The following is a 648-nucleotide window of genomic DNA, read 5'->3' as shown; positions in this document are numbered from 1 at the left end:
AGGGCTTTGTTGAATCGCTGTAAGGCGGTGGATTTCACTGTTTGACGGCACGTTTGATGTTGTAGACGACACACATCAGAGCAATTTCACGGAACTCTCGATACCAGCTACGCGCTCGCACGGCGTAGCCGAGCGAGCGCTTGACGGCGGAGTTGACGGTTTCGATCATTGACCGCTGAGCGTACCGATCTTCGTCAATGCGGGCGTTGTGCGCGTGATCGTACGGCGCGAAGATGCGGTGTTTGATCAGCGGGCGAATGTCGAGGTCACGGAGTCGTTCGCGGAGTTGTTGCTTGTCATAGCCCTTATCAGCGGCCAGAGACCGCAGATCGCCCGCATTTCGGCGGGCGATCTGCTCACAGAGATCCGCGTCACTGCCTTCTAACGTCGTCGAGCAATGAAGATCAAGCACAGCTTGCGTTGCTGTATCGACGAGTTTTGTCACTTTGAGCGTCTGAACGCGATAGTTTGTTCGGTGGCAGTAATGGCGGCTGGCACGGTCTCGTTCATAGAATGTTGCATCGATTGCAGCGTGCTCAGAGGGATCGTGCAGCTGCGCCGACTGGCGCAGCAGCACTCGACAGACGCTCATCTCGATCCGATCAAACGCCTTACACAGCGTGGAAGGCGCGGGGAGATCGGCCTCGT

1 protein-coding gene is annotated in these 648 nt (G+C 56.9%); it reads right to left on the bottom strand.

Annotated features, from left to right (window positions below; all coding sequences use genetic code 11):
* Window positions 1-34: 34 nt before the first annotated feature.
* The coding region (locus GWG54_RS20635; protein WP_167939497.1) for an IS5 family transposase at window positions 35-648 on the bottom strand (614 nt) is incomplete at its 5' end.

This window comes from Natronococcus sp. JC468 (genome assembly GCF_012163165.1).
Lineage (GTDB): Archaea > Halobacteriota > Halobacteria > Halobacteriales > Natrialbaceae > Natronococcus > Natronococcus jeotgali.
The sequence above is the reverse complement of the archived record's forward strand: the minus strand, read 5'-3'. Positions and strand labels throughout refer to the sequence as shown.